General features: G+C 45.4%; 17 protein-coding genes and 2 tRNA genes. 8 read left to right on the forward strand and 11 right to left on the reverse strand.

The window, feature by feature from the left end:
• Window positions 1-4: 4 nt before the first annotated feature.
• Window positions 5-3,070: an EAL domain-containing protein gene (locus J4N39_RS04375; RefSeq protein ID WP_252022314.1), complete on the reverse strand. Its 3,066-nt coding sequence runs from the start codon at window positions 3,068-3,070 to the stop codon at window positions 5-7.
• A 197-nt stretch (window positions 3,071-3,267) separates the two neighbouring features.
• Between J4N39_RS04375 and J4N39_RS04380 the strand changes: the two genes are divergently transcribed.
• Complete coding sequence (locus J4N39_RS04380) at window positions 3,268-4,173, forward strand: histone deacetylase family protein (RefSeq protein ID WP_252023619.1); 906 nt, start codon at window positions 3,268-3,270, stop codon at window positions 4,171-4,173.
• Window positions 4,174-4,413: 240 nt separating this feature from the next.
• Complete coding sequence (locus tag J4N39_RS04385) at window positions 4,414-6,462, forward strand: methyl-accepting chemotaxis protein (protein WP_252022315.1); 2,049 nt, start codon at window positions 4,414-4,416, stop codon at window positions 6,460-6,462.
• A 91-nt stretch (window positions 6,463-6,553) separates the two neighbouring features.
• Here J4N39_RS04385 and J4N39_RS04390 read toward each other — a convergent pair whose 3' ends face one another.
• The 8 genes from J4N39_RS04390 to J4N39_RS04425 form a co-directional block, all read right to left on the reverse strand.
• On the reverse strand, window positions 6,554-7,846 hold the full coding sequence (locus tag J4N39_RS04390) for an outer membrane protein transport protein (RefSeq protein WP_252022316.1): 1,293 nt from the start codon (window positions 7,844-7,846) through the stop codon (window positions 6,554-6,556).
• A gap of 54 nt (window positions 7,847-7,900) precedes the next feature.
• The gene (locus J4N39_RS04395) at window positions 7,901-9,202 is read right to left on the reverse strand and encodes an SO2930 family diheme c-type cytochrome (RefSeq protein ID WP_252022317.1); all 1,302 of its coding nucleotides are present in this window, start codon (window positions 9,200-9,202) and stop codon (window positions 7,901-7,903) included.
• A 20-nt stretch (window positions 9,203-9,222) separates the two neighbouring features.
• Window positions 9,223-10,836: a parallel beta-helix domain-containing protein gene (locus J4N39_RS04400; RefSeq protein WP_252022318.1), complete on the reverse strand. Its 1,614-nt coding sequence runs from the start codon at window positions 10,834-10,836 to the stop codon at window positions 9,223-9,225.
• A gap of 371 nt (window positions 10,837-11,207) precedes the next feature.
• Window positions 11,208-11,298, reverse strand: a tRNA-Ser gene (locus J4N39_RS04405).
• Window positions 11,299-11,604: 306 nt separating this feature from the next.
• Window positions 11,605-12,564: a transposase gene (locus J4N39_RS04410; RefSeq protein WP_252022319.1), complete on the reverse strand. Its 960-nt coding sequence runs from the start codon at window positions 12,562-12,564 to the stop codon at window positions 11,605-11,607.
• A gap of 185 nt (window positions 12,565-12,749) precedes the next feature.
• Window positions 12,750-12,840: transfer RNA gene (locus J4N39_RS04415), tRNA-Ser, on the reverse strand.
• A gap of 173 nt (window positions 12,841-13,013) precedes the next feature.
• Complete coding sequence (locus J4N39_RS04420; RefSeq protein ID WP_252022321.1) at window positions 13,014-14,819, reverse strand: DUF3413 domain-containing protein; 1,806 nt, start codon at window positions 14,817-14,819, stop codon at window positions 13,014-13,016.
• 22 nt (window positions 14,820-14,841) lie between these two features.
• Complete coding sequence (locus tag J4N39_RS04425; RefSeq protein ID WP_252022323.1) at window positions 14,842-15,069, reverse strand: YejL family protein; 228 nt, start codon at window positions 15,067-15,069, stop codon at window positions 14,842-14,844.
• An 85-nt stretch (window positions 15,070-15,154) separates the two neighbouring features.
• Between J4N39_RS04425 and yejK the strand changes: the two genes are divergently transcribed.
• The 4 genes from yejK (at window position 15,155) to asd (ending at window position 20,043) form a co-directional block, all read left to right on the forward strand.
• The gene (gene yejK, locus J4N39_RS04430; RefSeq protein ID WP_252022334.1) at window positions 15,155-16,162 is read left to right on the forward strand and encodes a nucleoid-associated protein YejK; all 1,008 of its coding nucleotides are present in this window, start codon (window positions 15,155-15,157) and stop codon (window positions 16,160-16,162) included.
• Window positions 16,163-16,210: 48 nt separating this feature from the next.
• Window positions 16,211-17,545: an Hpt domain-containing protein gene (locus tag J4N39_RS04435; RefSeq protein WP_252022336.1), complete on the forward strand. Its 1,335-nt coding sequence runs from the start codon at window positions 16,211-16,213 to the stop codon at window positions 17,543-17,545.
• 92 nt (window positions 17,546-17,637) lie between these two features.
• The gene (locus J4N39_RS04440) at window positions 17,638-18,786 is read left to right on the forward strand and encodes a chemotaxis protein (RefSeq protein ID WP_252022338.1); all 1,149 of its coding nucleotides are present in this window, start codon (window positions 17,638-17,640) and stop codon (window positions 18,784-18,786) included.
• 144 nt (window positions 18,787-18,930) lie between these two features.
• A complete protein-coding gene (gene asd / locus J4N39_RS04445) occupies window positions 18,931-20,043 on the forward strand; it encodes an aspartate-semialdehyde dehydrogenase (RefSeq protein ID WP_252023621.1) in 1,113 nt (370 codons plus the stop codon).
• A gap of 217 nt (window positions 20,044-20,260) precedes the next feature.
• On the opposite strand, the gene J4N39_RS04450 is transcribed toward asd, so the two are convergent.
• Window positions 20,261-21,106: an ion transporter gene (locus J4N39_RS04450; protein WP_252022340.1), complete on the reverse strand. Its 846-nt coding sequence runs from the start codon at window positions 21,104-21,106 to the stop codon at window positions 20,261-20,263.
• A 73-nt stretch (window positions 21,107-21,179) separates the two neighbouring features.
• Entirely contained in the window at window positions 21,180-21,818 is a 639-nt protein-coding gene (locus J4N39_RS04455) for a YchE family NAAT transporter (protein ID WP_252022342.1), read from the reverse strand.
• Window positions 21,819-22,479: 661 nt separating this feature from the next.
• Here J4N39_RS04455 and adhE point away from each other — a divergent pair.
• Complete coding sequence (gene adhE, locus J4N39_RS04460) at window positions 22,480-25,179, forward strand: bifunctional acetaldehyde-CoA/alcohol dehydrogenase (protein WP_252022344.1); 2,700 nt, start codon at window positions 22,480-22,482, stop codon at window positions 25,177-25,179.
• Window positions 25,180-25,440: 261 nt separating this feature from the next.
• Window positions 25,441-25,794: a hypothetical protein gene (locus tag J4N39_RS04465; RefSeq protein WP_252022346.1), complete on the forward strand. Its 354-nt coding sequence runs from the start codon at window positions 25,441-25,443 to the stop codon at window positions 25,792-25,794.
• Window positions 25,795-25,806: the final 12 nt, after the last annotated feature.

Consider the following 25,806-nt stretch of genomic DNA (forward strand, 5'->3'; position numbering starts at 1 on the left):
AAGGTTATTCCGTTGTCGCAAGTGAAGCAGTAGACGCTACTTTAGCCAAATCCGCCTGCTGGAGGAAGTGGGTTGGTAAGTCTGACAATGGCATCGGTTTGGCAAACAGGTAGCCTTGCGAATAATCACACGACATCTCCGCCAGTATTTTTGCCTGTTGGCAAGTTTCGACACCTTCTGCCGTCACTTTATGGCCGAATGCGTGGCACATCGTGATGATTGAGTGAACCATGGTTCGGCTGGCATCATCGTGGTTGAGCTCGGAGATGAAGGAGCGATCAATCTTAACTTCATTGAGTGGTAATTGCTTGAGTAAAGAAAGGGAAGAGTATCCAGTACCAAAGTCATCCAGAGCTATTTTTACGCCTGCATTCGCAAGATATTGCAGGTTTTCTAATGCGTACTTTTCATCTTCGATGATGCAGCTCTCTGTCACTTCAAAACAAAAACGCTCTGGTGGCAGGTCGTACATGAGTATCGTTTGCAGGGCTTCTTGAGCATATCGAGGTTGGCATAATTGTCTTGGGCTGACGTTAATCGATACCTGGCAAAGGCTTTTCATTGCTGGGTGGCTTAAGTCAACACATACCTTGTTTAAGACAAAATTGCCAAGCCGCCCAATCAGTCCAGTTTCTTCAGCTACTGGAATGAACTCGGCGGGAGACAAAATGCCTTTGGCTTTCGAGTGCCAACGTACCAGAGCTTCTGCGCCAATCGGCTGCATGTTTTGAGTGCAATATTGAGGTTGATACCACACCTCAAGCTCGCCTTTATCTAGTGCTTTGATTAGGGCCTGCTCGATGGAGATGGTTTGGTGGCTCTCTCTCTCCATATCATTTTTGTAGAAAGTTAACTGGCGAGAACGATATTGTTTGGCGCGATACATCGCTATGTCGGCATTTTTGACCAACTCTTCGCTGTGCGTTGCGTCTTGAGGGTAAAGTGCAATACCCAAACATCCTTGTCCATGTACTTCTACATTCGGCAAGTGCAGCGGGGCTTCTACCACTTTGAGTATTTGAGAGGCGATCTCTCGAGCTTGCGCTGGATGGTCGATAGGGCACATAAATAAGAACTCATCCCCACCAAGGCGAGCACAGATATCTTGTTGGCGCATGACCTTTTTTAATCGATTCGCTACATGGCATAGCAGTGCGTCACCGACATGATGGCCATAGGTGTCGTTAATCAGCTTAAAACGGTTAAGGTCCATCAACATGATTGCCAGCTTTTGCTCTGGATGGTCAGCAATCGTGGTCTGCAGTTTTTCCATTACCATGCGGCGGTTCGGTACACCGGTTAAAGCATCGTAATACGCCATGTGATGGATTTTGTCGGCAGATTCTTTTTGGGCGGTGACATCGGTCATAGAACCAATCAAACGCACCGGACGTCCCGAGTCGTCTCGAATGGCCGAGCCATTTATCTGTAGCCACAAGTATTTGCCATCTTGGCGGCGAGCTCTAAAGCTGCCTTTAAATGGCGTATTCTCCAAAATATGGTCAGAGATACCTTGTTCTAACTGCTCCAAATCGTCGGGATGCACTCTATCGAATAATTGATCGCATGCGATAGAGTTTTTGCCTTCCACTTCGGTCAGTTTGAGCATGTCTAGTAAGCGGCTATTCCAATTTAGGATATTGGTAGTGAGGTCCCAATCCCAAATCCCGTCATTGGAGGTTTTTGACACCACTTGTAGCTGATTGAGTAGGGATTGGGAATCTTGCTGGCGTTTTTGAGAGGTTTCCAGCAGCGCATCGCGCTCCATAAACAGCGATAGCATATCTAAGTAATAGTTATGCATCGCATATTCGCTGGTGGTCGCGCTGCACGCTAAATTGTCGATATGGCCAATCACCTGCCACTGATCGGTTTCCCCGTTACAAATTGGGATCAAGGTGGTTAGGCTATGTCGCGGCATCGAAAGCTGAGCGATTTGGTGAGGAGGAAATCGGCCAATGTCGCAGCGCACCGGTTTGGTGAGCTTTTCAGGGTAGCTTGCCCCTTTCTCTGCAATATGGCTAATGTTGCAGCGTTGTCCTTTGACATTGGTAATGCACGCCCAGGCCATCGATGCGTTGTACAAGCCTGGTAAATTCAATAAAGAGTCAAAACCAGACTTAGCCTGCGAGTATAACGCTTCAAACATTTCTGCTGGGGAGCGCTCACTCTTGTGCACCAACTGCTGCCTCACACTACCTGTTTGCTCCAGTAACTGCTGCTCAGAGATGTCAGCGCCGCATGAGCTTCTCACCACTAATTGCTGGGGAATATGTTTTGGCTGTGGATCAAATTGATCGCCGCCAAGACGCTCCAATAATCGAGAGATCGCTTGTGTTGTGAGTGCCTCGAGCTGTTGGTCAATACTGGTGAGTGTTGGTGCGTGGTTAGCACCAAGAAAAATATTGTCTACCCCGACAATAGCCAAATCTTCAGGCACATTGATGCCGTTCTGGTTGAGCTTTTCGATCATACCGATGGCGTTGTGATCGGTGGCGCAGATGATCGCAGTGCAGCGACTGTTCTTATTCGAATACTGCTTAGCCGCTTCTCGGCCACCTGACAAGGAGGCGTCGGAGACATTAAATAACTGCGCCGAGTCGAACTCTCGACCCGCATTTTTAAGCTGCATTTGGAAGGACTTAAATCGGATCCGAATGTCGTTGATCGAGAGATCACCACAAAAGCCAATCTCTGTATGGCCCTTGCTTTGCAACCATTGGTAGAGCAGGGCAATACCATGGCTTTGGTCGCTGTATATTTGCTCTACTTTAAGTGGGGCGTAACTGGCACCAATGGACATGACAGGAATACCCCGGTTAATCGATTCTGCCACCAATTTTGCTGAAGCGCAGTGGTGTACAACCAGCAGGGCATCGATTTGAGAGAAACTGGCTCCGAGCTCAAGATCCCCATTGTGACCTGCTCGCACAATCACGAGATTGAATTGATGTTGAATCGCAAGCTCGCGCAAAGTTGCGGTTATCTCCCCCATGTAGAAACCACTGACCATAGGGAGTATCGCCCCAATGGTAGGAAAAGTGGGGTGATGAGGGGGGTGTGCTGCCATTGCAAAAATCCTTAAAGCCGACGTCCTGTCACCCACGTAAGATATACCGAATGGATAGCTGATAAGAGTAACAGTGAGCTAAATTGTTAACTAAACCTCAATCGGTGCAGTAACCATCAAGTTGTATATAAAATTGCGCGACGGCTTTGAAGGCCAATATGGTAGGATTGTTACTCGTTTGTTTGATTTGTTTAAAAATGCTGCCTGTTGTCTACCACCCTATTTACTCTTGTTTAGAGCTTCCCGAAAATCATCGCTATCCCATCAATAAGTACCGACTGTTGTACCAAGCGGCGATCAAGCGTTGGCCGAATATGGACTGGAAAACCCCTAAGCCTTTGAATATTGATCAAGTAAAAACGGTGCATGATCCTAGTTATATCGATGCACTTTTTTCTGGCCAACTACCCGGTGCCAAAATGCGTAGGATTGGCTTCCCTTGGAGCGAGGCGTTAATCGAGAGGACCTTGACCTCTGCGGCGGGCACGGTGTTGGCCGTCCAGTGTGCGATTGAACAAGGGGTGGGGCTTCACCTTAGTGGTGGTTATCATCACGCACATCGTGATCTAGGCATGGGTTTTTGTTTGATAAATGACCTTGTCATCGCAGCAGATGAAGCATTAAAGCACCCGAATGTTGATAAAGTACTGATTGTGGATGCGGACGTACATCAAGGTGATGGAAGTGCGACATTGTGCCAAGAGCGAGATGACATCATCACGCTATCTTTACACAGTGAAAAGAACTTTCCCGCTCGCAAACCCGACTCAGATATCGATATAGCTTTGCCTAACGGGTGTGACGATGTGCAGTACCTTGATAACTTTCAATCGGTTGTTGCACTCGCAGTATCACTCCATCAACCCGACGTGATCCTATACGATGCAGGAGTGGATGTGCATTGTGACGATGAGCTTGGCTACCTAAATCTCTCTACTTCAGGTTTATATAGCCGTGACCACTGGCTGTTTTCCCATGCCAAACAAAAAGAAATTCCAATCGCTGCGGTGATCGGTGGCGGCTATCGACGCAATGAAGAGCAATTGGTTGAGTTACACATGCAGCTCATCAAGGCCGCATTAGCGGTGTTTTCACCTACCTAATGGACAAGTTTCAGTGGTTATTTCTGGATGAGTTCACGGTTTGTGTGGAAATTAATCAACTGGTTTATTATTCGTAGCGTTCAATAATGAGACAGTGGTAATATTTGGTATGGAAATGCAATAAAAGCCTTTAATGTGGCGGATTTACCTGACTGCCCTACCATTTGTTGATAGCTCTCACTTTTCATTGCACCCCCTACAAATAGCTTATTTCAAAGGATTGATAATCGGTGGCTATATATGATGTTTAAACACCTGCGCTTAAGTACCAAACTCTTAGTCGGCTTCTCTATACCTATTTTGGCCATTTTACTGCTTTCGTTTTTGGCTAACTCATCGATAAAAAGCCTGCTCAAAGTTAACAGCACGCTCACCAGTGATATGGAAATGGTGACTGAAGTCAGTACGATACAAACCGCTATGCTCGAAATGGAATCTGGGATGCGAGGATTCTTGATTTCAGGTAAAGAGAGCTTTTTGCAGCGCTATCAGCAAGGGCAGCAGGCTTTTGATCAGCAAATTACTGATTTGAAAAGTGCGTATGCCGGCAATGCCGAGCAGCTTGCTCGAGTTGAAAAAATAGAACAGTTAGAGCGAGTTTGGGTGAAAGAAACCGCCAAACCGCAAATTGAAATGCGTCATGAAGTCGCAAGGGGTGAAGCTGCGACCGAGCGTTACTTTGAATTGTCTAGTCGAGACCTAGGGCCTAAGACGATTTCTGAGTTTCGTGCCATCATGGCTGAGATGTCAGCTGAGTTTGATGAGCTTTATGACCGAGATGGTTATGAACTGCAAAATGGTGTGTTAATGGCCGTCATTAACCAAGAAACAGGTCAACGTGGTTTCTTGTTATCTGGTGATGAAAAAGCGCTCGCTCCTTATCAACAAGGCCAGAAAGATTTAGAGGAAAAAGCGGCGGCATTAAAAGAGCACCTAGAAGGGGTTTATTACGATGGTGCTGCGTTATTGAAGAAATTGGATAATGCGCTCGCTATCGCGGCTAAATGGCGTAAAGATGCGGCTCAGCCGGAGATAGATGCTCGTCATGCAATGAATAAAGTCACGACCACCTTGGATGACTTAACGGATTTCATCGAGCAAGGCAGTGGTGAGCGCAATATGTTGGCAATCGTTCAAGTTATCGAACAGTTGATCGCAATTGAAAGCCAGAACGTCGCACAACAGCAAGCTGAAGCGGCGAGCTCGGCGGAATCGGCCTCTTCTATTGGTGCTACGGTTGCTGTGATCTCTTTATTGCTGGTGGGTTATATGACTTACTGGATTATCAGAGAGGTATTACAGCAGGTTGGTGGTGAGCCTTTGGAAATTGCTACTCATACCAAGCAAGTAGCGCAAGGGGACCTCTCTAGTCACGTAGAAGTGAAGAAATACCACAACAGTATTTTTGCATCGATTGCGACGATGACATCGCAACTTCGTTCGACCATTTCACAAGTGATGCAGGCCACCCAGTCCCAAACACAAGCAGCGGAATCGTTAGCTGTGATTGCCGATCAAACCAACCGCAATGTACAAAGCCAAATTCACTCAGTGGACCAGGTGACAGCTGCCATTGATGAAATGCAAATTACGGCCTCTTCCGTGGCTGATAGTGCCGCCAACGCTGCGAGTTCGGCGAATCAAGCGGACCAATTAGTGAAGCTGGGGTCAAACAAAGCCGACAGTGCGGCTAATGGGGTGACTAGTTTGGCTGATAGTTTGAATAACACCTCTAGCCAAATCCAAGATCTCGCTTCTAGTGCCGATGATATTTCTAATATCCTGAACGTGATTAAAGGCATCGCCGACCAAACTAACTTGCTGGCATTGAATGCCGCAATTGAAGCGGCGAGGGCAGGTGAGCAAGGACGAGGTTTTGCTGTGGTTGCAGATGAGGTACGAGCACTAGCGAAGAGCACTCAGGACTCCACCATCGAAATTGAAGGCATGATCTCTAAAGTGCAAGAGCAGGCACAAAGCTCGGTAGAGTCGATGACACAAGGCCAAAGCCAAGCTAGCCAGATTGTAGATCTGACCCACGAGGTTAATGATGCTCTAACAGATATCGAAAAAATGGTGGCGGACATTACTGATCTAACAAACCAAATTGCCAGCGCCGCTGAGCAGCAAAGTATTGCTTCAAAAGAGGTGGGTAATCGCTCAGAAGAGATCCGTGCACAATCGATGCAAACTGGGGAAGGCGCAGAAGCAATCGCTAAGTCTACCCAAGACCTCAAACAGCTCTCTTCACAGTTGCAACAAGAGATGGCGTACTTCAAGATTCAATAAATCTGTGCGGCTAAAAACAAAGCCCCAATAACTCATGTTATTGGGGCTTTTACTATTTGTGTGGCTGTTTTATGTCGCTGCAAAAAATGGCTTAAAACGTATAGTTGTATTGAAGAGAGGTCACTAGCGCATTGCCTTTTGACTTAAAGTCAAAGCTGGTGCCGCTACCCACTTCTTCGGTAAAGGCTCCTTCTTCACCGACAATATAGGTCAAACCAAAATCGATCTGATGATTTGAATTAAAGCGGTAACTTGCCCCCACACTATAGTTCATGCGGTCATTGTCAGGAATGCTGATCGACTGATGTGTGCGTGAAGGTGTTTGATCATAGGCAATACCTGTACGTAGCTCCAGGTCAGGCGTCGCATAGATGGTTGCCCCCAAAGAGACCTTGTAGGCGTTACTGAATTTTTCATCTTTTTGCAGCACAGTGCCATAGGCTTGGCCAGTAGATGGGTTGATAGCATCAGAGGTTGCTAAGATCTCTTCAAAAACACTCCAGCCAGTATTTACATAGCTATAGTGTAACGCCAGTTTTTCATGCAAGCGGTGATAACCGGACAACTCTAGGATACTTGGCAGGTTAAGGGTAAGTTCACCGTCAATTTTGGCACCATTGGTGCCTGCGGCGACGGTTGAATTGGTCGGAAGATCAGAATGGTAATCTCCTTTAAAGTCGACATCAACATTAGAGCGATAGCTAATCCCCAAGCGGTGTTTAGCATTGATTTTCCACAGAGCGCCAAGGTTCCAACCCAATCCCCAACCAGTACCTTCAAGCATCGCTAGCGTGTTGGTTTGGGTGCCCGTAGATATCCCCAGTACGCCGTATGTGCGCTTAAACTTTGCAGTCCCATAGACGGCGCTAATGCCGCCTCCAATACTTACCTCCGGGGTGACTTGATAACTGATATTAGGATTTATATTGTAGGTAGTCAGCTCGGTTTGGCCGCCAATAGGGCCGGCAAGGTAGTCATCTGGAAATTGGGTCTTCAATCCGAAATCTGAAAAAATACCTAACCCGACGTGAATTGTTTCATTCAACGGGTGAACTAAGTAGATGGATGGGACAAACACGTTTGGTACCACATCATCGTGGGCCAATTGGTTATCGAGCGTACCAACACCGCTATTGCCATTCACCCAAACCTCTGGTGCGATATAGCTGGCAGAAAGTGTCATTGAGGTGTTTTCTAGGTGAGACATGCCAGCAGCGTTGTGCGCAATAATGGCAGCACTATCGGCTATCGCTGCTTCACCTGCATTGGCTCTTCCAACTCCAGCGGCAGAATGTTCTGACAGTTGGAAGCCAGCGGAGTATACCGAGCTTGAGAGTACTGCAGCAGCTAGAGCAGACAAACGAAATATCGTCTTGTTATTCATAATTTAATCCTTTAAAGCGGGTCAAAATGCAGGAGCAAGCTCCCGCATTCGTCGTTATTTACTGCAGTCTTGGTATGGCAATTGATTGATCCACGTCTTCACTAGCGCGAGACCCTCACTATGCACTAAGTCTCGTCCCAGCTCTGGCATCTTCTCGCCATCGGTAATACTCATGCGATAGTGGATTAACGACTTGTCTGCATCTCCTGGCCAAAGGTCGATGGTGGTACTGGCTTTCGTCGATGTCAGAGAGGTGCGACAGCGGCCGTGAGTCTCTTCATTACCTGTATATGCTAACCAATCCGGTAGGTAGAGGCCTGTACTGCTCGCCTTACCCTCATCTCGGTGGCAGTGGGCACAGTTAATGTCGAGATAGGCTTTGGCGTAATCTTCAATTTCAGTCGCAGTTAAGTTGGTCGTGACGACACCTTCTGTACCGTCAAACACAGGCACGTCCTGCACCAGCGCCATATTGGTTGGTAAGTTGATTAGCAGACCATTATCACTCCAGTATTCCAGTTGGTTTTGTGTCGTCGAGCCATAGGTATGACCGGAATTTAGACTGCGTGCTTTGGGGCCAATTGGCGCAAATCCCGCCGCTTGAACTTTACCTGTTGGATCAGTGATGTCTTTGTTGATGTTGTGACATGTGGTGCATTGGTCACGCCCAGGCACACCGTAGGCGAAACTCATCGTCGCTCCATCGTGGGTGATGGTGCGGTCGAGGTTAATTGGCGCTGCGGTAAGCTGTGCATCGCTGTAGTCTTCATTCCACACGTAAGGTAGTGCTATCCAACCTGAAGTGCGTTTGATAAGCAGGCGAGTTTCAATCAACTCCTCATTAGTAATACCACGAGTGGCAGTGTCTTTAGGCAGAGCAAAAGATTTGATCAGGACTGTGCCAACAGGAAAAATGAAAGTTTCATTTTGCATATAATCTGCCGAGCTTCCCTGAGGCATGACCACGAAGCGATACTTACTGGCATAGTCAGTAAATAGCTGAGTTTGCATGGTGTACAAGGTGCCATTAGCGTTAGCAGTATTGAGCCCCGTGGTTGGGTTAGTTGCATCGGCAAAGAAGTTGTAATCCGATAGCTTTTCACAGTTATCTTTAAACTCGACGTCGTTATTGATCGCCGCCCAGTTAACCTCGCCACTGCTCATGACCAGATTACAGTTACTGTTATTCGGGTTTGGGTTAGTAGGGTCTAAAGTCGGCAAAATTGGGCGTTCTAGCTCAGTTGGTGTGACGTTCGCTGAACTGGAGTCACTGCTAGACGACTCGCTGCCACCGTTACAACCTGCAAGTGCAATCACTGACATAGAGATTGCTAAATAATGGGGTAAATGCTTCATTATGAAATCCTCTCTATGCATTAGTTATTGTTGTAGCCGTAGATCACGCCACCAATAGTTGCGGTTGCTCCAGGTTGTGAAACACCCTGACAGTTAAACAAGTTGGCTTGCGATGCTTCAAAAACAAACGAAGGGTTGCTTGGGTCAATGGCGGTTGGGTTGGTCGCATCAAACAGGCTACCAAATGAGGTATTTGCACCATTGTCATGAGCACAGAAGTTATCTTGTGCTTCCCACTCTTTTAGATAGAGCCAGAAATCCGCAGGTACTAACCCCATGCCGATTAGTGCGCTGTAGCCACTGGTTAGCGCATCAGCGATTGGTTTGAACCCGAGATCTTGACCAATTTGATCACCAATCTGCCCTAAGCGAATGTTAGCCTCACCGACACCATCGTAAAGAATGTTTGGAAACGCTTGGTGGGTTAGGGTGTAGCCTTTGACGATATCATCGATAAGATCGCCTCTTGGGTAGTTACCGGTATTAGAGATTTGGTTGTTGTGGATATAAACGTTGGTCGGAACGGGGTTCCAGCCCCACTGTATTGCATCGCCTTCTTGGCCTTGGCCCGGGATATATTTGTTAGTGTCATCTTCGGCGATGAGGTAAGAAGTAACAGTGACCGCCATGGAATCATGACCTGAGATGACGTTGTTATAGATTTCAGTATCTCGGGCGGACAACACAATCACACCAGTACCCGGCGGAACAATATGCACACCGCCAGCAAAGCCACAATCTGGGCGGCACGCTTCACGTACATAGTTATCTAAGTTGTTGTCACGAAACACGTTGTTAAACACACGAACATTGCTTGATAGATTGCCCGTTGTCGGGTTTGCGACGGTCGCTTGACCAGTATTTATCGTAGAGCCGGTCGCAGCTCCTGGTAAGTCAAATACCAGCATGCCACCCGTATTTCCAAGTGCGAGGTTGTCATATACGTCGGCATTTTTACTGTTTTCAATCTCAATGCCTGCAATATTTTTCTCTGCCACATTGTTACGAACGACGATGTTTTCAGACTGTCCTACGTAGATACCAGCATCTGCACTGCCGTAGCTCCAGGTGTCTTCAATCAAGATATTTTTTGAAGAGACAGGGTAGAGCGCATAAGTTCCACGTAGAGAGCCTTTCTCATCTGGCAAGCGAGGGACTTGCATCCAGATGGCTGCCACTCGGCGAATAATCAGTCCATCGGTATTGGTCACTTTGATGGCATTTTTTGCCGCTTCTGAGACTTGGAAATCCTCTAGAGTTACGTTTTCTGAGTCTAAAATCGCAATACCTTCACCACCCGATGACTCGCTAAAGTCGAGGAAGGTCTTGTCCATGCCTGCGCCTTTGATGGTGATGTTTTTTCGATTAGAGAGCGTGAGCTCATAATCAAACTTGTAGCAGCCTTCTGGTAGTTGCAGAGTTTCGCCATCGCCCATGAAGGCCAATTGGTTTGCGATGACATAGGATTGCGCTTCGCTTTGCCAGCTCATTCCATCTGGACAAGTGGTTGGTACTTTGTATTTGCTGGTTTCATAGCTACTGCTTGGTTGTGCTAACTCCAACTCATTGTTACAGCCAATGAGTGTCATTGCCCCGATCACAGCAACAAAACCACATACTTTGATGTGCTTCATGCCAATATCCTTATTGGTATTATTTTTGGGAGTGTCTTCGGTTTCACTTTCAACTGGTCAGATCTTTACTGACCTTGTTAATTAATTGTTAACTTAAAGTTATAAGAAAGTACTAATGGCAATATGAAGAAATGTGCATCACAACACACTTTAAGCGTACACTTGTGACCTTAATCCAGTTATTACTTTTATTATCATCACCTTAATTACGTGCTAGATGAGCGGCTGGTTGAAGAGACAAAATCACTTATGAGAAAAGTAGAAATTCGTTTCGGTTTTATAAAATAAAGGTGTGATACTAAGAGGCGTAGTGATGATTTTGAAGGCATAAAAAAACGCCACTGAAGATCAGCGGCGTTTTTTTTTGAATGTGGCGGAGAGATAGGGATTTGAACCCTAGATACGCTATTAACGTATGCCGGTTTTCAAGACCGGTGCTTTCAACCACTCAGCCATCTCTCCGTTGCGGGATGCATGATAGGTAAGGGTGTGTAGGTTGTAAAGTGAAAAATGCGAAAACTGATTTGATTGAGCGATATATGAACGAGAAGGGGTGTTTTACTAAAGGACAGGCACCCAATCACTCAAACAAATATTAAATAGACATTGAGCTAGATAAGGTGGTTTTAATGTTACTGATACGATGGAAGTTATAGGTGAGCTTTACTGATAACCGTTTAGACACTCCGATGACGTTTAGTAGGTATAGCAATCAACACAAGCAACCAGAAACAACTGGTGTGACAACATTTGGCGTACTAACGATGTTCATTCCAGTGAATAGAGGTGAATTCTAGATTTATTCAGTGCGGCTTTAGCACATTCGAGGTGGAGTCTACTGCCGACTGCAGTCGTTTTCGGTCTTTCAAGTTGGCTACATACTTGCTTCCAGACTGTTGAATTTATATCGAGCCTATCCAATATCGGTGGAAGGGCGCAATCCATAGTCTTTTTGTCCCGCCTAAACTGTCGAGCAGTCCAGTCAACGAGCTCAATGTAGTCAATCAGGCGAAATGGGATACCATCAAGCTTTTCATTGTTGGAAGTGCCTACGAATGGATGTAGGCAAGGTGCGGTAGTTTGGTTCTGATTTAAAGCGTCTATGCGGGCTTTTATCGATGTAAACTCCGAGTATTCAGGGTTTTTTGCTACACCAGCCCTAACAGGGTTTAAATCTACGTAAGCCATCGCTGCGGCAAGCGCTTTTTCATCGAGAAGCGCTTGGCTTTTAAAGCGGCTTTCCCAGAAATGGCCAGTGCAATTGTCCTCGCGGTTAGCTTTACAGGCGATGTCGTAGTTTAGCTCCTTCATAAACCAGCTCAACGACCATAAACGCTCTCGCCATACCTTTATGATTTCTGAACATTTTTGTTCTTCAGCTTCGCAGGTTAGTTGCTTTTGTTGCCACCTCTGAACCAAAGCAGGTAGTTTGTGCTCTATCCCCCACCGTTCAACGACTTCGGCTTGAGTCAAGGCTAGTGCCTTACTGCGATCGATATGAAGGACAAGGTGAAAGTGGTTACTCATCACAGCATAAGCACAGACATTGATGCAGTACATTTGAGTAAGAGAGAGGATCTTAGCTTCAACCCAAGCTCGCCTGTGCTCATAGCTAGTATTGGTCAGACTATCTACACCGCATAGGAAGCTTTGTCTCACGCAGCGAGAGACACAATGATAATAAGGCGTAGCATCTACGGCTACGAGCTGTTTTCTTGCAGTCGTCATAAGTCGCTTAAGGTTTGTATTTTATATGTACTTTAACAATGTAGGAAGGCAAAGAATGAGAGCGCAATGACCGTTTGAGCGAAATCAGTCTATATTCATACTTTTTGGTGTGTGTCCCGTCAAAAAGGAAGGTATTGTTCTTAAATGCAAAAAGCCCGCTGATTTCTCAGCGGGCTTTTTGAATGTGGCGGAGAGATAGGGATTTGAACCCTAGATACGCTATTAACGTATGCCGGTTTTCAAGACCGGTGCTTTCAACCACTCAGCCATCTCTCCGTTGTTGATGCGCATAATAATAGTCTCTTGGGATGTTGTAAACCCTTTTTTTGCATAATTGAGGAAGTTATGGGCATCTAAGGCCAAAATGGGTGTAAGCGGTGATTTTATGTGCATTAAAACGAAAAAGCCGCTGTTATAACAGCGGCTTAGTATTAACATCTTTTAAATAGTTAATCATCTTCGTTAAAGAAGCGTCTTTGTTCAGATAGGCCTTGCATCAAGATGGATAGCTTAGGCTTGGCATCGCTAAGACGTCGGTAGTTGGCGTCATAAACCTTATAGTTACCAAACTTATCGATGACGGTGGTGCCTCTGTCAGTAATCAAGGCAATTTCACGACGATCACCAGCAATGATCCATTGACGGTTTTCTTTGTCGAACAAGTTCTTACCGCTACTGTACTCATTTGGGTTTGAAGATACACCGACCAGTTCTTCTAGCAAGGTTGCTGAAAAGTCTAAATGACTGGTTTTATGTGTATAGGTATTGGCCTCTGTATTTGGCCAATGCACGATCATAGGAACTTGCAATTGGAATCGACTGTAGTTGGTACTCGAACCCCAAGAGTTAGTCTTGGTATCGTTAAATTCGGTACCGTGGTTAGACGTGAAGATGACCACGGTATTTTCGTTGAGCTGATGCTCAGTTAAATGCGAAATGACTTCAGCAACTAACTCATCGACCTGCAAGGTAGACTTCTTGTAAGAAGCCATAATGCGGTCAGCGGGGTTGAGATCTTTTACATCGTCGGAAACTTGCAAAGACTCGTATTCTGCTACGGTGTTAAGCTCAATAAAGCTGAACCAAGGTTCGTCCGGGTTTTGATCGACCCATGCTTTCCAGCTATCGATTGCATTGCGGTCACTTGGCGTTTGGCCCTCGATCAGCGGTTGAGGTTTTAGAGTGCGGAAGATAGTTTCATGGTAGAGGTCATCTTCGAAATTATCGCCACTAAATAACCCAAACTGGTAGCCTTTGCCTTGCAGTTCAGTCAATACCAAAGGCGTTTCTCCTTGAGCCTTAACGCTGTCCGCATAGTTGCTAGGCAAACCGTAAAATAGACCAAATACACCATACATATCGTTACTAGCACTGTAATGATTGGTAAAGTACTGGTTGTTTTGAGCGTATTGGTAAAGGTTCGGAGTATCTTCTTGATTCACCGAACTGGCACGAAGGTTATCTAGCATGACTAGTAACACGTTGTAGCGGTCACCACGACTGTTATATTGCAGTGGCTCGATCGGGTAGTTGACCAACTTGGTTTGGCCTGAATAGTTTTCCAAGCGCTCAAGGTAAGCATCCCGTTCAAGGAAACCGTGGCGCGCCATAAAGCTTTTCGCCGTCATTGGGTATGAAAGCGGGAAGTTAGCTCTTTGACTGGTGATCGGACCGTAGAAATACGCATCCGCCCACACATATATAAGATGACTAGCCACAAAGCAGCTAAACAGTAACCCAGCCAGTGGTCGGCCGATGTGTTTGTGCGCTAGGCGGCGTTTCTTGCGCCAAACCCACTCAGAGATGCCAAGTTCAAGTAAGAAAATGATCGGCACTACAACAAACAATTGCTGCCATTGCGTCTCAATATTGCCTTGTTTGCTGGTGATAAGCTCCCAAATTACCGGATTGATATGCAGGTGCATTTCTTGATAGACCTGAGTATCCAGCAATAGGGCAGTTAGCCCCACGGTCGCCACACAGACAGAAAACAGTCTAAATAGCTTGCGTGAAGGCAGAATAAAGGTGATTGGGAACAGCACTAAGATGTAGATAGCAAAAATCAAAAAGCTAAAATGGCCGACCCAAGAGATTGCCAAATAGCTTTGACCTAGCAGTGTTTCCGGCCAAGGGGATTGAGTGATGTATCGAGTACCGATAAGCATCGCTGCAATAATATTGAAGAAGGCAAACCAATGCCCCCAACTCACTAGCCGTGATACACGCTCGCCGTATGTGTTTTCGCTATCTACCATTTATTTGATGTTCTTTTAATTCTTAGTGGCTGTTGTCGCTGTCTACTGAAGAAATCAGCGCTTGTGCAAATTTTTCAGCAATTGCTTTACGTTGTGAAGGAGCAACGTTGGTATTTAAGACATTGGTAGCGATATTTCCAGCAATCATTAGTGACAGCTCGCTGCCAGCACCGTGTTTGTCGAGTACGGCTGCAACTTCTGCAAGGATAGTTTCAACTTGTTGGTCACTGTATTTTGATGTAATAGGCATAATAACTCTGCTAATGATAGTGAAAGCGGCTTATGATAACCTACTCCCACCTTCAACTGAAACCTCAACGTAAATTAAATTCACTATGAGCTTGAATCTTTCCAACGTTATTCTTCACCAGCTGGTTAAAAACGACCAAGAAGAACTAGAAGTCCATTTCCGCGAATCAGCCCTTGAACACAATGGTTCTACTGAAAATCTGGTCGCTGAACTGCATCGAGTGTTTAACAGTAAAGCTGGAAAAGGCTTTGGTTCTTTTAGCTCCGACAGCGAATTTAAAGGTTGGTTGCAAGAATTTCGCCAAGGTGAGAAGAACTTCTACGAGTTTTCTCAAGACAGTGCTCGCCGCCTTAAAACTGAGCTTGCAAAGTACCCATTTGCCGATGAAGGCATTCTTGTTTTAGCAGAATATCAATCGCTTGCGACAGAGTACCTGTTTATTGGTGTCTTGCCATCTAATCAAAGTCTAAAAGTGACTGAAGGTCTCGATATTAGTGCGACTGACTATCTTGATATCTCGAAAATGGATATTGCGGCAAGAATTGACCTATCGTTCTATCAAAGCGATCCAGACTCTAATCGTTACTTAACATTCATCAAAGGCCGTGTTGGCCGAAAAGTGTCTGACTTCTTCTTAGATTTCTTACAGGCTGAGGTTGGTCTCGATAGCAAGCAACAAAACCAGATTTTGATGCAAGCGGTCGAAGATTTTTGTACCGACTCAAAGTTAGAAAAAGAAGATGCTTTGGAGTATCGCAAGCAGGTTGCTGATTATTGTAATGAGCAGATCAAATCAGGCGATGAAGTGGAAGTGAGAGAACTATCGCATGAGCTACCATCGAGTAGCGATGGCACCAGCTTTTTTGACTACACTCAAGAACAAGGCTATGAATTAGAAGAAAGTTTCCCTGGCGATCGCACGGCAGTACGCAAGTTGACCAAGTATGTTGGTGCGGGTGGTGGGGTATCTGTTAACTTTGATGCACTTTTGCTAGGTGAACGTATCTTCTATGATCCAGAAACGGATACGTTGACCATTAAAGGCACTCCGCCAAACCTGCGTGAACAGCTAAATCGTAGCAAGGGCCAATAAAAACAATTGAAGGGGGCAAATGCCCCCTTTTAAACTCAAGGATAGAGTATGAAGAAAACACACGCGAGGAGATGGGCAATACTTTTGTGGGCAATTTGGGTGGTTGTTGCCGCTTTGTCTATCAATCGCTATCTCTATTCCGAGCGTCAGCATACCCAGTTCAACCTTCTTTCTAATCAATTGGAAGAGTTTCGACACGCACTCTCTTCCCCCGAAACTATCCGTGCCCAGCAACTTGACCAGCTTTCATTAAGCATGCAGTTAATCCGCTCTTTGAGGCTGCAATTGGAGGCGGATTATGAAGGCGGCTTTCTTACCACAGATCTGACCCACTTCTTTTATGTCGCCGATCGTTACCTTGAGCGGGCGCAAGCGTATATTCAACTTCGCTCCAATCTTGGTTCATTAGCACTGGAACTCGCTGAGATTCAAAATGATCCAGCGATGCCCGATGAGGTTCGAGTTTATTACAACGAGCTGAGCGCGTACTTATTTGGTGCGCTGTTTGCCGAAGATATCGATCAACCCATCAATTATCGTATTTTGGAGCAGCTACTAGATAAATCTTACCAATTGGAACCTGAATATCGCAGTGAGCTTCAAGACATGCTGTCACAAGTTTCGATTGTGCTGGCCGAACATGCACAAATTGGGTTTCTGACCAGTGGGCTGCTCAGCCACTCTTTGGTTAAGGAAATCAGCATCGTAGTTCAGCAAAGCCATGATATTCAGTGGCGCTTGGTTTTCATTGCTGCTGTGTTCGGTGTGGTCGCAATGCTTGGGCTGACCTTATTGGTGTTTCGTACCGTAGGTGATGAGCAAGAGACCCTGCAAGCCAAAGAGCTAAATAACACGCTAGAAGAATCTGAAGAGACCTTGCCAAACTTCGTGGAATCACCAAATGATCAGAGAGAGGAGAGCAAGTCAGCTTCTCCTAGCGACGAACCGAACATGCAACAGGCAGTGATTCCAATTGAATCAAAGGAAATCGCTGAAACCGATATTCAATCTAGTGAGACTAAGCCAGCTGTCAAAAAAACTAGCTCTAGTTCAGACTTTGATCTCGAGTATATGTTGGATACGTTTGAGCAAGATAAAGACTCGGTTGACATGGTGCTGTCCATCTTCCTTCAAGATCACAAAGATGACGTCAATCGTTTTAAGCAGCAGCTAGAAGATGACCTAGAAAAAGCGACGCGAACAGTACATAGCTTAAAAGGGATTGCCGGTAGCCTAGGCGCATCAGAGCTTAAGGAGATTTCTCTAACGATAGAGAAGAAACTCAAGCACGGAGAAAGTGTATCAGCCGATGAGGTGGCGAGCTTTGAAAGCATATTGCTTGCAGTGATTGACTCCGTAGAAGCACACTTATCAACCACCTGAGTGGTTAAATGACCTGATTTGGATGATCATCAAGTGTAAGGGGAGTAAAATATAAAATATTACTCCCCTTTTTCGTTTAGGAATGGCGCTTTATGTGGCTGAAAATGTTTAAGCCTTTCTCAATCCTATTGGCTGTTGTGTCCCTGTCTGCCTGTTCTCTACTGGAAGTGAAATTTGACTCGCAAACCACTCCGTTGACCCAACAAGAACTCAATATGCGTATCTTGACCCGTGAATACGCGAAATCATTCTTTAGCCAAGTAGAAGATAGTGCCGAGCGTATATCTCGCCTGTATGAATCTAACGACAAACAGCCTCAAACAGATCTTCTGCTTTGGCAAATTTATGCTCTTGAGGGGATGCAGAACTCGGCATATCAAGTGTCACCGACGGCTGGCCTAATAGATACTTGGGTGTTTACCTTGCAGATGGAGCACTTTTTTAACACTGGGGCAGGGCAAGATCTGTTCGCAAGTGATGATGCCAAGCAAACCAGCAAAGCATTAACCGAGCAAGTGGAGAAGTTGGCTAAACGCATTCTAGGGGAGCAAGCTTATCTGTCGAGTCGGACTTTTGTACACGAATTTGCTCGCAGCCACCCGTTTGATGAAATCTGGTTTCGCCGCTCGCCTGCGTTTAATGATTGGTTGAAATACCAAAATATTGACGAAAGTGAAGCGGTGAGCACATTGGGAACCATGCCTGAAGCGCTTGGTGATGTATCAGATCGCTTAAGCCTGGTATCAGAACAAACACCCAAAATTATGGCGTGGAAGGCAGAGCTTATTGCGATGCACAGTACCGTCAGCGGAGAGAAGCTCAATCAAACCTTAGACTCAATTACCCAGACGTCTTATAAGTTTCAGGACTTTGTTGAGAATAACCCTGAGTACATGCAGCACCTAGCCCAGCAAATGGGTAAAGAGTTACAGCCGCTACTAAAAGACCTAAATTCGATGACTTCCGAGCAAATGGCAAAGCTAAGTCAAGAACGAGAAGCTTTTGACCAAATGGTTGAAAGGGAACGTACTGAGATCGCTCTAGTGGTGGCGGAGCAGCGTACCTTGATGACGGAAGATCTTGAAAAACTGTCAAAAGAAGTGGTGGCCTTGGCTTTGCAAGAGTTAACCAAGTTGATAAAAGGCGTGCTGATTTACTTTATCTTGTTTGTGTTGGTGATTTTCTTCGCACCATTTGGCTTGGGTTACTTCGTCGGGAAAAAGGTAAGTAACAACTCCTAATTTCGCGACCGAGAGAGGAGAAAAGTGTGGTTTTTTGGCCTATCAACGACTATTTACACTTTTCTGGCAAAAAAGGTTGTTTTCGTTAGCATAAACTTTTATAGATGGAACATATTCATATTTTAAACAAGGAGCGTAACGATGATGAAAGTAGGTCTGGTCGGCTGGCGTGGTATGGTCGGCTCAGTGCTGATGCAACGAATGGTCGAAGAGAAAGATTTTGATCTGATTGAACCAGTATTTTACAGCACTTCTCAAGTAGGTATTGAAGCACCGAATTTTGGCAAGAGTGCAGGTATGTTGCAAGATGCTTTCGACATTGAAAGTTTGAAACAACTGGATGCTGTTATTACTTGTCAAGGTGGCAGCTACACAGAAAAAGTTTACCCGGCTTTGCGTCAGGCAGGTTGGAAAGGCTACTGGATTGACGCAGCATCAACACTGCGTATGGCTTCTGATTCCATCATTACGCTTGATCCTGTCAACCTTGCACAAATTCAGCAGGGCATTCATTCAGGAACCAACACGTTTGTCGGCGGTAACTGTACCGTTAGCTTGATGCTAATGGCACTGGGTGGTCTGTACGAGAAAGGCCACGTAGAGTGGATGAGCGCAATGACTTACCAGGCAGCTTCTGGTGCGGGCGCTAAAAACATGCGCGAGCTGATTTCTCAGATGGGCGTTGTGAATGATTGTGTTAGCTCTGAACTGGCTGACCCATCAAGCTCTATCCTAGATATCGACAAGAAAGTTGCCGATACCCTACGTTCAGACTCTTTCCCAACTGACCAGTTTGGTGTACCTCTAGCAGGCTCTTTGATCCCATGGATCGATGTGAAACGCGATAACGGCCAGAGTAAAGAAGAATGGAAAGCAGGCGTGGAAGCGAACAAGATCTTAGGTCTTGACGGCTCTCCAATCCCAATTGATGGTACTTGTGTTCGCATTGGTGCGATGCGTTGCCACGCTCAGGCGTTGACCATCAAACTTAAGCAAGACATCCCAATGGATGAAATTGAAGAGATGATTGCAACCCATAATGATTGGGTAAAAGTGATCCCGAATGATCGCGACATCACCGCTCAAGAGCTAACGCCTGCCAAAGTGACTGGCACGCTATCCATCCCTGTTGGCCGTCTGCGTAAGATGTCGATGGGTAATGACTTCCTCAACGCATTCACCGTTGGTGACCAATTGCTTTGGGGTGCTGCAGAGCCGCTTCGCCGTACACTGCGTATTATCTTAGCTGAAAAATAATGAGCTTAAGGCCCTAAAATAAAACCCGGAACTGGATACCCAGTTCTGGGTTTGTTGTATTTGGAGGCAAGGATGCGTTACATATAGTAAACGGTGTTGACTCATCCCTAACGAAAAGGCAGCCTAACCGTTTACCGTTTACCGTTTACCGTTTACCGTTTACCGTTTACCGTTTCCCGTTTCCCGTTTCCCGTTTCCCGTTTCCCGTTTCCCGAGATTACTCCCCCACCGGCACCACTCGATCCTCCGGCGTTGCCAATTCCCCACCACAATGCTTACAAAACAGTGCATCAGTTTCATGACCGCTGCGAGAGCAGTTTGGACATTTGACTAGATTACGATGTGCATTCATTTCGTGGTTGAGTTCAGCAGTGATAATGCCCGTAGGCACAGCTAAGATGGAATAACCCAGTAGCATTGTTAACGCAGCAATTGCTTTGCCAAATCCCGTCTGCGGGACGATGTCTCCATAACCTACCGTAGTAATGGTCACGATCGCCCAGTAAATACTTTTCGGAATGCTATCAAATCCATTATCAGGCCCTTCAACGACAAACATCAATGAGCCAAAAATGGTCACCAATATTCCAACGGTGCTAAAAAAGATAAAAATCTTGCGGCGAGACATGAGCAGTGAACGCAGCAGAAGATTGGAGTCTTGTAGATAACGTACCAACTTCAAGATGCGGAAGATGCGCATGACACGAAGAAGACGGATCACCGCCATGAAAGACGCACCAGGGAACAAAAATGCTAGGTAGGTGGGTAATATCGCCAAGATATCTACAATGCCATAAAAGCTTCTGGCATATGCCATAGGTTTTGGCGAACAGTAGAGGCGTAATAGGTATTCTAGGGTGAATAGCAGAGTAAACCCATATTCCGCATAACGAAACTCTTGGCCATAGAGAGTATTGAGTTCTGGGATGGAGTCCAGCACCAAAACCAGCAATGAACTCAAAATAGCGACAATTAAAGCGATATCGAAACGACGCCCACCTTTGGTATGGGTACCAAAAATAATGACATAGAGGTGATGTTTAAGAGAATGGGGTTTCGTCATGAATGTTGCTCTATCTAATTTGACTAGAGCAACATTCTAACGCAATTAATTACTTAGGCTAGTTGTTGCGAACTTAAGCTAGACCTGGGAAGAGGTTACGCACACCGTTGGCAATGAACTCAATACCAAGTGCTGCCAATATTAGACCCATAATACGAGTGATGACGTTGATTCCGGTTTGCCCTAGCAAGCGAACAATGTAAGGTGCTGAGCGAAATAGTAGCCAACTTGAAAATGCAAAAGCAATGACGGTCAGAATGATGGCGAAGGTATCAAACCATGTTGGGTAGCGAGAACCAAATACAATGGTTGAACTAATAGCACCCGGGCCAGCCATCAAAGGCATAGCCAGCGGAACAATACCAATTTGCTCACGACTAACAAACTCAGACTTTTCTTGCTTGTTCTGTTTATCCTCACCCAATTTACCACTCATCATAGTAAAAGCGATACTCATCAGCAGTAGACCACCGGCAACTCGGAACGAGTCCAACGAGATACTAAACATATCCAGCAGCGCTTGTCCGGCTAACAATGACACAATCAAAATCACGGCGACACTAATGTTGGCTGTTGTTGCGGTTTTGATCTTTTCCTCTGGTGACATATGACTGGTCAGAGAAACAAAGATCGGCATGATACCCACAGGGTTTACTGCGGCTACCAGACCAAGAAAGAACTGCAAATAGATCGCTATTTCAAGGCTTTGCATAGTTTGATTCGTCCAAGGTAAAAAAAGAGAGTAGAAAATCCCGCACAATGTAAGGTAATCGCCACATAATTACGAGAGAATTTTCGTATAAATGTAAGCGCCAAGTGTGTGGCTTGACTTAACCATAATCCCCATGAATGTGTTTTGTGGGAGGAGGTAAGTTGGACTTCTACCAGTATCGTGTGAAAGGCAGTGTTTTTTGTGAAGAATTATTAATAAAAAAATTATCTTTATAAATTAACTTGCATTGATGGCGCTTCTATATCATTGTTGAAACCATAGGTTGTAGCACGTAAATCTTAGCTAAGAGTTTGTAATTTAGCCAAAAATTGAAACTTTTTTACACGCACTGGAATTGACATATATTAGCTACAACTAATGGTTGGTTTTTTGAGCAGCTACCACCAAAGGGTTATTTTTCTTTTATTACATATACTTAACTGCTTATTGATATTCTTAATTAATTCATTGCTCTAATTAATTTTGCAGAACTGATCTGAGTCAATTTTTTTACAAACTTGAAAGATTATACTCAGTTCTGAAAGCAATTTACTAAGTATGTCATTTGCAATTAATCATACAAATCAAAGGTTAACTGAAACCTTTGGGCGGACTTACTAAATAGTTTTTAAATTTTAGTTAAATCTTTAGGAGATTCATTATGCCTGTAACAAATATGGCTGAATTGGATGCAATGGTTGCACGTGTGAAAGCAGCACAAGCGGAATTTGCTACTTTCTCACAGGAAAAAGTTGACGCTATTTTCCGAGCTGCTTCTCTAGCGGCTAACCACGCTCGTATTCCTCTAGCGCAACAAGCGGTAGAAGAATCTGGCATGGGTATCGTAGAAGACAAGGTTATCAAAAACCACTTCGCGTCAGAGTTCATCTACAACAAATACAAAGATGAAAAAACATGTGGCATCCTTGAAGAGGATGACAACCTAGGTACTATGACTATCGCAGAACCAGTAGGTATCATCTGTGGTATCGTACCAACAACTAACCCAACTTCTACTGCGATTTTCAAATCTCTAATCTCTCTGAAAACTCGTAACGGCATCATCTTCTCGCCACACCCACGTGCGAAGAACTCTACTAACGATGCAGCGAAACTAGTTCTAGATGCAGCAGTAGCAGCAGGTGCTCCAAAAGACATCATCGGTTGGATTGACCAGCCATCTGTAGAGCTATCTAACGGCCTAATGAAGCATGATGACATCGCTCTTATCCTTGCAACTGGTGGTCCAGGCATGGTTAAAGCAGCTTACTCTTCTGGTAAGCCAGCGATCGGTGTAGGTGCAGGTAACGTTCCTGTAGTTATCGACGAAACTGCTGATGTTAAGCGTGCTGTAGCTTCTATCCTAATGTCTAAGACGTTCGATAACGGTGTAGTATGTGCTTCTGAGCAGGCTGCAATCGTAGTAGACGAAGTTTACGACGAAGTGAAAGAGCGTTTCGCATCTCACAAAGCAGTTGTACTAAGCAAAGCTGACGCAGATAAAGTACGTAAAGTGCTTCTAATCGACGGCGCACTTAACGCTAAAATCGTAGGTCAGCCAGCAGCAGCAATCGCTGAGCTTGCAGGTGTTAAAGTTCCTGCGGACACTAAAGTTCTAGTTGGTGAAGGTCTAGGTAAAGTATCTTACGACGACGCATTCGCTCACGAGAAACTATCTCCAACGCTAGGTCTATTCCGTGCTGACAACTTCGAAGACGCAGTTGCTCAAGCGGTAACTATGGTTGAAATCGGCGGTATCGGTCACACGTCTGGTCTTTACACTAACCAAGACACTAACGCAGACCGTATCCGTTACTTCGGTGACAAACTGAAAACAGCTCGTATCCTAATCAACATCCCAACCACTCACGGTGGTATCGGTGACCTGTACAACTTCAACGTTGCACCGTCTCTAACATTGGGTTGTGGTTCTTGGGGTGGTAACTCAATCTCTGAGAACGTAGGTCCTAAACACCTAATCAACAAGAAAACTGTTGCTAAGCGAGCTGAAAACATGTTGTGGCATAAACTACCTAAGTCTATCTACTTCCGCCGTGGTAGCCTTCCAATCGCTCTAGGCGACCTAGAAGGTAAGAAGCGTGCGTTCCTTGTAACTGACCGTTTCCTATTCAACAACGGTTACGCTGACGAAGTAGTGAAACTACTTAAAGCTCAAGGCATCGAAGTTCAAGTATTCTTCGACGTAGAAGCGGATCCAACACTATCTGTTGTTGAGAAAGGTGCTGAAGCAATGAAGAGCTTCCAGCCAGACGTTATCCTAGCTCTAGGTGGCGGTTCTCCAATGGATGCAGCGAAAATCATGTGGGTAATGTACGAGCACCCAGAAACGCACTTCGCTGAACTAGCAATGCGTTTCATGGACATTCGTAAGCGTATCTACAAGTTCCCTAAAATGGGTCAAAAAGCTGAGCTTGTATGTATCACTACAACTTCAGGTACTGGTTCAGAGGTTACTCCATTCGCTGTTGTTACAGACGACAAGACTGGTGCTAAGTACCCACTAGCTGACTACGAAATCACGCCAAACATGGCTATCGTTGATGCGAACCTAGTAATGAACATGCCTAAGTCTCTAACAGCGTTCGGTGGTTACGATGCAGTAACTCACGCACTAGAAGCTTACGTATCAGTTCTTGCTAACGAATACTCAGATGGTCAAGCTCTACAAGCACTTAAGATGCTTAAAGAGTACCTACCATCAAGCTACGCTAACGGTGCAGCAGACCCAATCGCTCGTGAGAAAGTACACAACGCAGCAACTATCGCTGGTGTGGCATTTGCGAACGCATTCCTAGGTGTTTGTCACTCAATGGCTCACAAGATTGGTGCTGAGTTCCACCTACCACACGGTCTGGCGAACGCACTACTAATCTCTAACGTTGTTCGTTACAACGCTAACGACAACCCAACTAAGCAAACTGCGTTCTCTCAGTACGACCGTCCACAAGCACGTCGTCGTTACGCTGAAGTTGCTGACCACCTAGGCCTAAGCCAAGAAGGTGACCGCACTGCTCAGAAGATTGAACGTCTACTAGCATGGTTGGATGAGCTGAAGACTAACCTAGACATTCCTAAGTCAATCAAAGAAGCAGGTGTTTCTGAAGCTGACTTCGTAGCTAAGCTAGATGAGCTAGCGGTAGAAGCGTTCGATGACCAATGTACTGGTGCGAACCCACGTTACCCTCTAATCACTGAGCTTAAAGAAGTTCTACTAGCTTCTTACCACGGTAAAGCATTCGTAGAAGGTGAAACTTTCGAAGGTACTACAGTAATCAAGAAGAAAGCTGACCAAGAAGCGAAAGAAGCGCCAAAAGCTAAGAAAGAGAAAGCTAACGCTTAATCTTCAGTGAGATAGGTTTTCGCTAGCACGAAACCATAGCTCGAAATAACAAAACCCCTTGCCGGAAACGGTGAGGGGTTTTTCTTTTGCTGGGTTGGTATAACACTGACACAGAAACAGCTTGCCAAGTTCCGGTGATGAGTAGGTGCAAATACATATCATAGGGAAACAATTTGAAACTATTTATATATCTCTTGAGGAAAGCAAAACGTGTTAGGTTAGCAGGCTCTAATTTAACCATTCGATGAACCGCTAATAGCCATGTTTCCAACCCATTGCAGACAACAGCGATTTAAGCTGATATTGCTTCTAACCTGCTGGGTGATTTTGGTATGTGCATCGAAAAGTTATGGTGTCGTTGGGCTTTGTCCTGTCAATGAGACGGTTCAAAGCGAGCAACTCGCATCCACTGAAGCACCACAAGAGTGTGATTTATCTGAGCAGCTTTTGAGTGCGCACCAACACCAAGTAGACGCACAGCTATTTGCGCTGTTGGTTATCGCCGTCGTGGTTGGCTTGTGGCAAATTGTTCCGTTATCGAGATACCACTCTTTTACTGAACCGATTTCATCTCCCCATCGGTTACATCTTAGGATTTGTGTATTCCGAGAATAAAGCGAAGAACTT

It is taken from the genome of Vibrio sp. SCSIO 43136, from assembly GCF_023716565.1.
In the GTDB taxonomy this organism is placed as follows: domain Bacteria; phylum Pseudomonadota; class Gammaproteobacteria; order Enterobacterales; family Vibrionaceae; genus Vibrio.

Excerpts from the sequence above, each read along its gene's own strand:
- J4N39_RS04375 (WP_252022314.1), bottom strand. The coding sequence starts at position 3,070 with ATGGCAGCACACCCCCCTCATCACCCCACTTTTCCTACCATTGGGGCG.
- J4N39_RS04380 (WP_252023619.1), top strand. The coding sequence starts at position 3,268 with ATGCTGCCTGTTGTCTACCACCCTATTTACTCTTGTTTAGAGCTTCCC.
- J4N39_RS04385 (WP_252022315.1), top strand. The coding sequence starts at position 4,414 with ATGATGTTTAAACACCTGCGCTTAAGTACCAAACTCTTAGTCGGCTTC.
- J4N39_RS04390 (WP_252022316.1), bottom strand. The coding sequence starts at position 7,846 with ATGAATAACAAGACGATATTTCGTTTGTCTGCTCTAGCTGCTGCAGTA.
- J4N39_RS04395 (WP_252022317.1), bottom strand. The coding sequence starts at position 9,202 with ATGAAGCATTTACCCCATTATTTAGCAATCTCTATGTCAGTGATTGCA.
- J4N39_RS04400 (WP_252022318.1), bottom strand. The coding sequence starts at position 10,836 with ATGAAGCACATCAAAGTATGTGGTTTTGTTGCTGTGATCGGGGCAATG.
- J4N39_RS04410 (WP_252022319.1), bottom strand. The coding sequence starts at position 12,564 with ATGACGACTGCAAGAAAACAGCTCGTAGCCGTAGATGCTACGCCTTAT.
- J4N39_RS04420 (WP_252022321.1), bottom strand. The coding sequence starts at position 14,819 with ATGGTAGATAGCGAAAACACATACGGCGAGCGTGTATCACGGCTAGTG.
- J4N39_RS04425 (WP_252022323.1), bottom strand. The coding sequence starts at position 15,069 with ATGCCTATTACATCAAAATACAGTGACCAACAAGTTGAAACTATCCTT.
- yejK (WP_252022334.1), top strand. The coding sequence starts at position 15,155 with ATGAGCTTGAATCTTTCCAACGTTATTCTTCACCAGCTGGTTAAAAAC.
- J4N39_RS04435 (WP_252022336.1), top strand. The coding sequence starts at position 16,211 with ATGAAGAAAACACACGCGAGGAGATGGGCAATACTTTTGTGGGCAATT.
- J4N39_RS04440 (WP_252022338.1), top strand. The coding sequence starts at position 17,638 with ATGTGGCTGAAAATGTTTAAGCCTTTCTCAATCCTATTGGCTGTTGTG.
- asd (WP_252023621.1), top strand. The coding sequence starts at position 18,931 with ATGAAAGTAGGTCTGGTCGGCTGGCGTGGTATGGTCGGCTCAGTGCTG.
- J4N39_RS04450 (WP_252022340.1), bottom strand. The coding sequence starts at position 21,106 with ATGACGAAACCCCATTCTCTTAAACATCACCTCTATGTCATTATTTTT.
- J4N39_RS04455 (WP_252022342.1), bottom strand. The coding sequence starts at position 21,818 with ATGCAAAGCCTTGAAATAGCGATCTATTTGCAGTTCTTTCTTGGTCTG.
- adhE (WP_252022344.1), top strand. The coding sequence starts at position 22,480 with ATGCCTGTAACAAATATGGCTGAATTGGATGCAATGGTTGCACGTGTG.
- J4N39_RS04465 (WP_252022346.1), top strand. The coding sequence starts at position 25,441 with ATGTTTCCAACCCATTGCAGACAACAGCGATTTAAGCTGATATTGCTT.